The organism is Methylocaldum sp. (assembly GCF_035627495.1).
In the GTDB taxonomy this organism is placed as follows: Bacteria; Pseudomonadota; Gammaproteobacteria; order Methylococcales; family Methylococcaceae; genus Methylocaldum.
In genome coordinates, this window is sequence record NZ_DASPLO010000080.1 from 46,228 (window position 1) to 56,265 (window position 10,038).

A 10,038-nucleotide genomic window follows, 5' to 3' on the forward strand; every position below is an offset into this window, starting at 1 on the left:
CTCTTCGGATGCCCTTTGCTTGACGATGCAGCGGGTGGCTTTTATGAAACGAAAATTCGTGGTGTCGGGCGGGAGCTTGGAGTATTGCGCTGAAGGAGGCGCTCGTTGATAGCGCGAACGGTTTTGCGGCAACCAGTCACGATACGCCTAAAATCACGGCCCGGCAGCGGCAATAATACACGTTTTCATTAGACTCTCCCTTGAGATAGTTTCTGCAGCTCATATCTCTCCGGATTCCCGATTCCTTATCGGATTATGTTTACAACCGCGCCCATATCAATCCGTGGCATAACATAAGTGCGGTTTCATAGGTGTATGAACATATACCGCCAACTCGCCTTCCGTTGCGCCATTAAGTATCAATACGGTGACGGGAACTGAGCAAAGCGTGACCTTCTCGAAGGGGTTAAGTCGCCTGAATTGCCCGCGTATATGACTTGGCTCCAGGCGGAAATTTTCCTTATGAAGGAGACTGCCGACATGGACTATATCGATGTTGCTCAGATCGTCGAAGAATGCACGCGTGCCGAAGCGCTACGACGCCTGAAGGCATCGCTGGCGGAAAGGGAACAGCAGATTACCGATCCCGAACGCGGTGTGGTCATCTGTCTGGATTGTGAGGCGCCTATCCCTCTGGAGCGCCTTGCGGCTAATCCCCGCGCGGTGCGCTGTATCGACTGCCAGCTTGAGTACGATCGCGAGCAACGGCACGAAGCCCGGTTGTATCCGGGTTTTGATGACTGGGATATGTGATCTTTCGCGTTTTGATCTTGCATCTGTTCGAAGCGCATTCCCGTCGCCGTTGCGAAATCTGGTACGGCGTCTGATAAGGTTTACGGTTTGATTACTAGATCTTAAGGGCGGCTGTGACTCGTTTAGTCGTGCCGCCCGGTAAGGCTTTTATGCATGCTGAGCGACGGTAAGAACAACCGCGGCGATCAGAGACCGAGCGATCCGGAAGAATTTTTCAACAGCCAAGGAAGAGCTTGTTATGTTGTCATCAAATTGTACCGTCCACGTTATGGACATTGACGACCCGATCCGCACAGAAGACACCATTCAGATCCAGCCGCGTAAAGATGAATTTCTCGCCATGCTGGCCCATGAACTGCGCAATCCACTTGCATCGATTCGCAACGCGGTCGAGGTGTTGCGCCGCTTGGATTTACAAGAGCCCCGGGCGGAATGGGCACGGGACGTGGTGGATCGCCAAGCGGCTCAGTTAACCCGAATGGTCGACGATCTTCTCGATGTGTCCAGGATTACCCGTGGGAAGATTACGTTGCGCGTGGCTCCGCTCAATTTCGCTGCCGTGATAGTCCGGGCGATCGAAGTCAATTTGCCGCTGATCGAGGCTCATCGGCTCAAGCTTATCGTAGAGTCGGAGCTGCTTGATATCGATTTGGACGGTGACGAGGCGCGCCTTACCCAAGTCTTGGCCAATATTCTCAACAACGCCGCGAAGTACAGTAATGAAGGAGGCCGGATTTGGCTCTCGGTGGAAATCAAGTCAGGCGAAGCGGCGGTGCACGTCAAGGATGAAGGAATCGGCATACCGCCCGAACTTTTGCCCCACATCTTTGATCTGTTTACTCAAGGCCCCAGGACGCTGGACCGCGCGCAAGGCGGTCTGGGCATAGGCCTTTCGTTGGTGAGAAGCCTGATCGAGATGCATGGAGGGAGAGTGGAGGTTTTCAGCGAGGGCGAAGGCCGGGGTGCCGAGTTTGTCGTATGGTTGCCGCTCCGGCGGGAGCAAGGCTTGATTTCCGGTCGCGATGTGCGCGATTCTCAAGCGACTCTATCCCATCTAAACTTTTAGGCAACGTAGCGGTCAAAAAGTATAAGACTATGGTTGCTTTCCTTAATTTCAAGCCGGACACAGTGACACTGTCCGGCTTTTTTTGTACGTCGACCAGCCCATATTGGGGATCGGTAGCAAGGCAAGCCCACATGGCAGTGTCCGCGCCGATCGATCTTTCTTTAGCTGATGCGGTGCCGTCAGTCCATGCGGTTAGTCGGCTTTAGTCCGAGGCGCCTGGCAAGACGATGCAGATTGCCGCGGTCGAGGCCTAGTCGGCGTGCCGTTTCCGACCAATTGACATGGCACTCGTTCAGGGTTTTGAGGATCAGTTGCCGCTGAAAGTCGTCCACCGCGCGTGCGAGCGATATTTGGTTTGTTCCGTTTAACAAACTGGCCCTTGCTTCCATACCCCGCTGAATTTCAGGGCCGATATCCAGATCTTCCGGCTCCAAAATCAACGAGCGCCCGCGATCCGCGGAGGCGCGCAGAGCGGCGCGGAGGATGACATGCTCAAGCTCTCGGACGTTCCCGGGCCATGGATAGGCCTGCAGTGCTTCGATCGTCGCGGGCGCCAGGCACACCTGCTCAAGGCCGAGGCGCATTCGGGCCTGATCCATAAAATGTCCGGCCAACTGCGCTATGTCCATAGGCCGTTCCCGCAGCGGCGGTACGTTCAGGGGATATACGCTGAGCCGATGGTAAAGATCGGCCCGGAACCGCCCCGCTTTCACCTCCTCGGCGAGTTGGCGGTTGGTCGCGGCGATGATGCGGACATCGGCGCGATGGTTCTTGTCCGAGCCGAGCCGCTGGATCTCGCCGAACTGCAAGGCACGCAGCAGTTTTGCCTGAACCGAGAGAGGCAGTTCGCCGACCTCGTCCAGGAATAGGGTGCCTCCTTCCGCCAACTCGAATTTGCCGGCCCGGTCGGTGCTGGCTCCGGTAAAAGCGCCGCGGACATGCCCGAACAGTTCGCTCTCCGCCAAGGATTCCGGGAGTGCCGCGCAGTTCACGTACACCAAGGGTTGATCGGCCCGCAGCGATTGCGCGTGTATGACGCGAGCCACGACCTCCTTGCCGACGCCGGTTTCGCCCATCACCAGAACCGTCAGATCGGATCGGGCGACAATGCCGATATTGCGCTTCAGTTCCTGCAAGACAGGACTTTCACCAAGCATCTGGCCGCCGCGCTGCAAGGCCTCGTTCACCAGTTCGCTGGTAACCAGTCCGCGATGTCTCGCCAATCTTTCCAGCGCACCGATAAAGGTTTCATGACGCAACGCCACGGTCGCAATGGCGGCGAAGGTCTGGAAGACGTGGTCATTGATGCCGTCGAATACCCCGGGTTTCAGCGCATCCGCTGACAGCACCCCGAACAGGGTATTTTCGTTATAAAGGCTGCAACCCATACAGGAATGAACGGGCAATCCGCCTCCGGTGTCGTTCAAAAACAGCGAATCATAAGGGTCCGGCCTCGGATCATCGGCCTCGAATCGGACCGGCGTTCTCGACTGGAGGATTGCCGCCAGCCGAGGATGTTGCTTCGGATGAAATTGCCGTCCCATGACCTCGGGCGAGAGGCCGCGGGTCGCCACGGGCACGAGTATCCCGTCCTGGTAGCGCAATAAGGCGCAGGCATGATTCCCCGTGACTTTGGCGAAAATTTCAAGAAATCCCTCAATGCGCTCTTTCATCGAAAGATTCGCGGTCAAGCTCAACACCGCTTCGCGAATGGCTTCCCCGGTCATTCTTATGTTCAGGCGTTCATTCATTTCCAAAGATTCGTAGTCGAACGTTTTCATAGGGCCGTAGTCGAATTTACTACAATGGTGTCATAGTGACAGCAATGGGCTCTTGTAGCAATGCGTGCGTCATTTCCGAGTATGTCGGTAGGTAAGAGCCGTTGTTTGAGGGTAAAGCGGCGGATCTGGCCGTTATTTATTATCGAGTCGATGTCATTACGACGACGTTGGGAGTTGTGACGCCATAAAGGCGTTTATTATCAATGCCTTGTCTTGTGGCATTGGTGTTGCTAAAGATGGGGCAGGGCCGCCCGGCGCATCGGACACGCCTACGTCGGGAAACGACGAATCGGTTGTTTGAAGCGGTGCCTGGGTTCCTTATTTTGCACGGATTCCATGGGACTGTGGTACCTCCCAAATATGAAGCGTTATAGCCTATTGCTGGTTTTGCTGGTTGCACTGAGCGCCTGTCTCGCTCCCCCGATCAAACCGCCCGCCGACAAGTCGGGCGGGTTGCACACGATCCTCGTGATCCCGGTGGAGCCGCCTCCCCTAGAGGTGATGCCGGATCTCATCGAGTCCCGGCTGCCCATTTATCGGCAGAACGATACCGTGCCGTTCGATTTATTCCTGGAAAAGAAGATCTACCGGAATCCCGGTGGCGTGCTGATCGCCGGTCTGGTAAGCCATGACGACATCGTGCCGGTAGCGGCTCCTCCGCGAACGACAGCGGCGCCGGAAAACGTCTTCGGGCTGGAACCGGCCGCATCGCTTGCGGAGAGCTGGACCCCTACTCTGGTTTTAGCGCGGGAAGCGGCCGCGCTGTTGACCGCCGGCGGTCTCAACGCCATTTCTGCCGAGCATTACTACCGCCTGCCGATCGCCCCCCGCAACCGCACCGCCAATCTCGCCTATTGGCATGGTGCCATCCGGCAGTGGTACAACGCCGACACCTCTCCGGTCGACTATCGGTCGCATGGATCGGAACGGGTCGACGCCGTGCTGGAGGTGGGTATCGGGACCTACAAAATTTTCGAGTCGCAGACGCCCTTGCAGGTGCTGGTCAAGCTGATCGACCCCGCTACCGGCCAAGTCATCGGTAGAACCGGCGCCGATGCGTCTCCCATTGCCGGAGCGGCGCCCACACTTCTCGATCACGAGGCGGAAAAGTTCAAGAAATTTGTGAGCGACCTCGGCGCGAAGCTTGTTCACCGCGGCTTGACCGATCTGGAGCTGCCGGCGTCGCGGCAGGCCCGTTCCGACGAGCGGAGCATCGAAACCGCTTCAATGGCCATCGCAAACAGCCGCCACGAATGACAAGGGCGGCCGCGGCTCATGGTCATTCCCGGCCCAAAGGAAGAGGCGGCGCCGCCGGACGTTCGCTGCGCCGCTTACCGGCTAATCGCGGCCTAGGCGTCGCTTAGGTGACGATCGCCTTCCCAAGGCGCCTTCGCGGTTGGCGCTTTGTCCTGTTCAACATCGCGCTCGGCCTTGGGCACATGGTCGTGCTGTTCAATGCCGGTTCCTATATCGCGCTGATGCCCCACGTGGCCGGCGATCTCGGCGGGGTATTGCCGAGCCTCGGCACTTGGGCCCAGACCGATTTCATGATCGCCCTGGCGCTGGCGTTTCCCATCGCCCGCTGGCTATCCGGGCGCCTCGGCGATTACCGCTTGTTCGTTACGGCATTTGTGGTGTATGCGGTGGCCTCTTATCTGTGCGCCATCAGCGAAACTTTGCGGCTGTTCCTGCCGGCGCGCATTTTTCTAGGCTTTGCCGGCGGCGTCACGCTTCCCATCGGGCAAGCCCTGTTGTTGAAAGAATATCCCGCGCGGCTCAAATCGGTGGGATTGGGGATATGGGGCTTGTTCACCCTCGCGCCGTTCACCATCGGTTTTCCCATAGGCGGCTGGCTCGCCGACGAGGTCGGGTGGCGTTATCTGTTTTATCTGAACATCCCCTTCGCCCTAGCCATCGCCGGCGTGACCGGTTCGCTGCTGCACGGGCGGGGATTCCAGCTCCGTTACACCCGTTTCGATTTCGTCGGCTTTGTCCTGTTGAGCCTGGTGCTCGGCGGTCTGCAGACCATTCTGAATCAGGGCAACGATTTCGATTGGTTCCAATCGCCCTTCCTGCTCGATGTGCTGATCGTCGTCATCGTGGCGCTGCCCTGTTTGGTCATCTGGGAATTGGGCGAACGGCACCCGGCACTTGACATCCGGCTGTTCGCCCATCGCAATTTCGCCATCGGCGTGGTTTGTCTCACGCTGGGGTTCCTGTCCATTCAAGGGCTGTTATCGCTGCTGATCGTCCAGCTTCAACTGTTGCTGGGGTATTCCTCATTCCTTGCCGGCCTGTTGTTTCTGTCCATGATCGTGTTGGCGGCGCCGGTGATTGCCGTCATGCACGAGGTAGTCAAAGGCGTCGACGCCCGGCTGTTCGCCTGCCTCAATTTGTTGGGTCTGGCGTTTACCCTGTCGTGGATCGGGCTCTTCGACGACCCCGGATCGTTCGATCAAATCATTTGGCCCATGCTGCTTCTCGGCTTTTTCCTGGGTTCGTTTTTCACTCCGCTTACCGCACTCACCCTCCACGGCCTATCTCCGGGTCAGGTGTTGCGCGCCGCGGAAGAAACGGCGCTGCTGCGTATTGCCGCCGGCGCACTTGGCATCACCTTACAAGGCGTCATGCTATTTCGACGCAGCCCCTTTCATCAGCTTCATTTGGCCGATCATTTCGGGGGGCGGCAGTTCGCGTCTCTCGATCTGCTGCAGCGCTTCTCTTCGCGGCTGGAAGCTGCCGGTCTCGATGCAGGGATGGCACAGGGCAAGCTCCTGGCCATCGTCAAGCAGCAGGCCGCCATTCTCGCGCTCGACGACGCCTTTTTGATGGCGAGCTATCTTTTTCTCGGATTGGCCGGGCTGGTGTGGCTGGCCCGTCCCACTCACCGGCCGCTGCACCCGAGCCCGGCGGAGGATTTGAGGGAAACCCGGGCCGATGAGCTGATGGAGCAGCCATGAGTTGCCGATCCGTTCATCGATGGCGCCTGCTCGCCGGATTCGGTGCGGCGTCCCTGTTTCTGATCGGAGGCTGTGCCTGGATTCCATCTGGCGGGCAACGCGCCGAATTCTTCAAGCCTCCGAGCATGGCGCACAAATTGTCCGAAGCCCGCGGGGGAGAGCCGTTGACAGCGCGGAGATCCTGGCCGCAGGATCGCTGGTGGCGGCAGTTCGGCAGTTCCGAGCTGAACCGCCTGATGGACATGGCGCTCAAGGACAATCCCAGCCTCAAGGCAGCCACGGCCCGGCTGCGCGAGGCGGAAGGCTTTGCCCGCGTGGAAGGCGCCCGGCTATTGCCGTTTCTGGATGCGGAGGCGGAGGTTGCAGCGGCGCGTTTTTCGGAGCACGGCGTCAATGTCGCCCTTAGAGGAGCGCATATCGTCTCGGGATTGATCAATCCCTTGAGTCTCCGCTATGAATTCGATTTTTGGGGAAAGAACCGCGCCGCGCTGGAAGCCGCCTTGGGCGAAGCGGCAGCCGAGGAGGCGGAACAGGCCGAAGTCAGGCTGCAGTTGACCGCCGCGATTGCCCGGTGTTACTTCCGAGGAATCGCGTTGCGGCAGCAGCTCGATCTGGCGGAGGACATGGTGGAATTGCGCCGCGAACTGTTCCATCTGGCCGAAACGCGTTATCAACTGGGGCTGGATTCCGCCGATCCGGTCAAACAGGCTGCCTCTGAATCGGAGGCGGCCGGCAAGCGGCAAGCCGTCACCCGCGACCAATTGGATTTGCAGCGGAACCTGCTGGCGCGATTGATCGGCCGCGGCCCCGATGCGACGCGGAACCTGTTCACCAATGTGGTGAGCCTCCCCGAAAGAATCCCGCTACCCACAAAGCTTCCGCTGGAACTGCTCGCCCACCGCCCGGATCTCGCCGCGGCGCTTCACCGGGCCGAAGCGTCGGCGCAACGGATTCGGGTTGCCAAAGCCAGCTTTTTGCCGACCGTCGACATGACGGCTTTCGTCGGCTTGAACGCCCTGCGCATGACCAAGGGCGCAAGCTCCCTCGCCAATATTCTGTTTTCGGGGAACAGCTTCGCCTACGGCGTTGCGCCGGGCGTGCGGCTACCCATATTCGAAGGCGGACGCCTGCGCGGCGAATTGTCGTTGCGACGGGCGGAATACGACGAGGCGGTGGAGCTTTACAACAAGACCTTGCTGCAAGCGGTGCAAGAGGTTGCCGACAGTCTGAGCAGTTGGCGGGATACCCGGACGATCGTCGAAGCGCAGAACCGCCTGCTGGCTTCGCAGCGTGAGGTATTCGATCTCGCTCAAGAACGACTCCGCAGCGGGCTGGATGATCGCCGGACGGTGCTCGCGCGCCGGAATTCCGTTCTGGACCAGGAGTTCGCACTGAAGACCTTGGAAACCGATCAGCTCGTCGCCATGACCGATCTCATCGAGGCACTGGGCGGCGGGTACACCAGCGGTCTCGATATCACTCGTCCCCAATCGATAGCGGATTAGGTCCGGCCCTCGTTAAAACACGGGTCGAGCCCCGTTGCAGTCCTGCCGAACCATAAGAACACGATACGACCATCCCATTCGCCTAACTCGAATAACAATTCAGGGATACCCGAACAAGCAACTATGAAGATTCATCCCAAGGCTATCCGCGCCCGGCGCAATCGCCGTCTCTTGCTGGTTGCGCTGGCAGTGCTCGCGAGCGCTCTGGCCTATGCCGGCTATTGGTGGCTCCATGGCCGTTTCTGGGTCGTGACCGACAACGCCTTCGTCACCGGCAATCTGATCCCGGTCGAAGCGGATGCGACGGGCATCGTCACTCAGGTCTTGGCCGAGGAAACCCAGTACGTGAACAAAGGCGACCTGCTGGTCCGGCTCGATGAACACCGCGCCCAAGCCGCCTTGGGCCAGAGCGAGGGAGAATTGGGGCGGACGGTGCGCGGGATCGGTGCGCTTTTCGCCACGCGCCAGCAACTGTGCCAGAAGCTGGCCGCGCGCTCCGCCCAGCTCGCACGGGTGCGCCACGACGTGGTCCGTTTCCGCCAGGCGATCCCCAGCGGTTCGGTCTCCGAGCAGGTACTGCAAAATGCCGAGGACCAGATGACGAGCCTCGAAGCCGAACTGCGGGAGGCCGGGGCCGAGCTCAAATCCATCGAAGCGCGGGTGGGCGGGACTAGCCGGACGCGGCACCCCGAGGTAGAGGCAGCCAAGCATCGCTTCATCGACGCCTACCTGGAGTTCGTCCGGCAGCGCATCCGAGCCCCCGTCTCGGGTTACATTGCGCTGCGCAAGGCGCAGGTCGGAGACCGGGTTCATCCCGGAGACCCTCTGCTCATGGTGGTTCCTTTGGATCATCTGTGGGTGGAGGCGAACTTGCGGGAAACCGAGGTGCATCAGGTACGGCCCGGTCAGTCGGCCGAGGTGATCGTCGATCTGTACGGGAAACGCCATACCTATCACGGAACGGTCGAAGGGCTGGTGCCCGGCACCGGGAGCGTGTTCGCCCTGCTGCCGCCGGACAACGCCACCGGCAATTTCATCCATATCGTCCAGCGCGTGCCCGTGCGCATCGCCTTACGGAAAGAGGAGATCCTAAAACGGCCCATCCGCCCCGGACTGTCCACCGTGACGTCCATCCACATCGATGAACCCGGTCGGCCTCTGGACACTTCGCTGGCGGAAGTCTCCACCCAGGAGTATGAAACCGACATCTTCGGCGACGAACTCACCGATGCGGAGCTCAAGGCGCAGGAAATCATCATGGCCAATGTGGTCCCGAAAGACGATCCCTTGGAGCCTTCTTGCACGTTGTCCGACGGGCCGGCTGTCACACCGCCTCACGCCGGGCAAACCCGGCCCGTCGGGCGCGTTCGGGGCAGTAACTCACAAGCTGCACGATGAGTCAGCGCTTGACCCGCTGCCCAGCGGGTGGCGGGGTCTACACGAAGGATTTTTCCTTTTAGAGCATTTTCAAATCTGATGTATGGGGGTTCGGTATTGTCCCGTTAGGGCGTGCCCGAGCATCGCCGCCTGGAGCCGGACCAGCCCGCAAGGGGCGCGCAATGGATTGCGCGCGGCGACAAAGGCACAGGGAACGTGCCTTTTGTCGCCCCCGGCTCTCCAGGCGGCGACGCGCAGGATCGGCGCGCCATCCGGGCGGCCTTTCTTTTGGATACTTTTCTTTGGCCGCGCAAAGAAAAGTATCTCGCCCGCGGGGCGAGACCCGCTCTCAAACAAGACGCCGCCAACGGCGGCTTCCTTCTTAGACCGTGCATCAGAACTGAAAACGCTATAGATTTCCTAGTGTTCTGTCCCATTAATTCGCTGACATAATCGTTGAAGTTTGGCCAGGATGGAATCCGCCGTGGCGGTCCAGACGAAGGGTCGGCAGGACTGGTTGTAATGGGAGATGAAGTGGTCGATCTTGTTGACCAGATCCCGAACACTGACAAACGAGCCACGCCGGATCGCCTTGT

Annotated in this window: 7 protein-coding genes and 1 pseudogene; 6 read left to right on the forward strand and 2 right to left on the reverse strand. The window is 59.5% G+C overall.

Annotated elements, in window-relative coordinates; genetic code table 11:
* Window positions 1-480: 480 nt before the first annotated feature.
* On the forward strand, window positions 481-753 hold the full coding sequence (locus tag VEB01_RS07040) for a TraR/DksA C4-type zinc finger protein (RefSeq protein ID WP_324874046.1): 273 nt from the start codon (window positions 481-483) through the stop codon (window positions 751-753).
* Between the two features lie 238 nt (window positions 754-991).
* Window positions 992-1,819: a sensor histidine kinase gene (locus VEB01_RS07045; protein ID WP_324874047.1), complete on the forward strand. Its 828-nt coding sequence runs from the start codon at window positions 992-994 to the stop codon at window positions 1,817-1,819.
* 179 nt (window positions 1,820-1,998) lie between these two features.
* Here VEB01_RS07045 and norR read toward each other — a convergent pair whose 3' ends face one another.
* Entirely contained in the window at window positions 1,999-3,570 is a 1,572-nt protein-coding gene (gene norR / locus VEB01_RS07050; RefSeq protein ID WP_324874048.1) for a nitric oxide reductase transcriptional regulator NorR, read from the reverse strand.
* A gap of 390 nt (window positions 3,571-3,960) precedes the next feature.
* On the opposite strand from norR, the gene VEB01_RS07055 reads away from it, so the two are divergent.
* The 4 genes from VEB01_RS07055 (at window position 3,961) to VEB01_RS07070 (ending at window position 9,463) form a co-directional block, all read left to right on the forward strand.
* A complete protein-coding gene (locus tag VEB01_RS07055; protein ID WP_324874050.1) occupies window positions 3,961-4,857 on the forward strand; it encodes a hypothetical protein in 897 nt (298 codons plus the stop codon).
* Between the two features lie 107 nt (window positions 4,858-4,964).
* The gene (locus VEB01_RS07060; protein ID WP_324874051.1) at window positions 4,965-6,560 is read left to right on the forward strand and encodes a DHA2 family efflux MFS transporter permease subunit; all 1,596 of its coding nucleotides are present in this window, start codon (window positions 4,965-4,967) and stop codon (window positions 6,558-6,560) included.
* The gene (locus tag VEB01_RS07065; protein ID WP_324874052.1) at window positions 6,557-8,065 is read left to right on the forward strand and encodes an efflux transporter outer membrane subunit; all 1,509 of its coding nucleotides are present in this window, start codon (window positions 6,557-6,559) and stop codon (window positions 8,063-8,065) included. Before VEB01_RS07060 ends, VEB01_RS07065 begins: the two co-directional genes overlap by 4 nt.
* A gap of 123 nt (window positions 8,066-8,188) precedes the next feature.
* Window positions 8,189-9,463 (forward strand): HlyD family secretion protein, encoded by a 1,275-nt coding sequence (locus VEB01_RS07070; RefSeq protein WP_324874053.1) that lies wholly within the window; start codon window positions 8,189-8,191, stop codon window positions 9,461-9,463.
* A gap of 399 nt (window positions 9,464-9,862) precedes the next feature.
* Here VEB01_RS07070 and VEB01_RS07075 read toward each other — a convergent pair.
* Window positions 9,863-10,038: pseudogene (locus VEB01_RS07075) on the reverse strand (IS630 family transposase); the annotation flags it as partial.

Bases quoted from the DNA above. Each gene is read 5' to 3' on its own strand.
- VEB01_RS07065 (WP_324874052.1), top strand. From the start codon at position 6,557: ATGAGTTGCCGATCCGTTCATCGATGGCGCCTGCTCGCCGGATTCGGT.
- norR (WP_324874048.1), bottom strand. From the start codon at position 3,570: ATGAATGAACGCCTGAACATAAGAATGACCGGGGAAGCCATTCGCGAA.
- VEB01_RS07045 (WP_324874047.1), top strand. From the start codon at position 992: ATGTTGTCATCAAATTGTACCGTCCACGTTATGGACATTGACGACCCG.
- VEB01_RS07070 (WP_324874053.1), top strand. From the start codon at position 8,189: ATGAAGATTCATCCCAAGGCTATCCGCGCCCGGCGCAATCGCCGTCTC.
- VEB01_RS07055 (WP_324874050.1), top strand. From the start codon at position 3,961: ATGAAGCGTTATAGCCTATTGCTGGTTTTGCTGGTTGCACTGAGCGCC.
- VEB01_RS07040 (WP_324874046.1), top strand. From the start codon at position 481: ATGGACTATATCGATGTTGCTCAGATCGTCGAAGAATGCACGCGTGCC.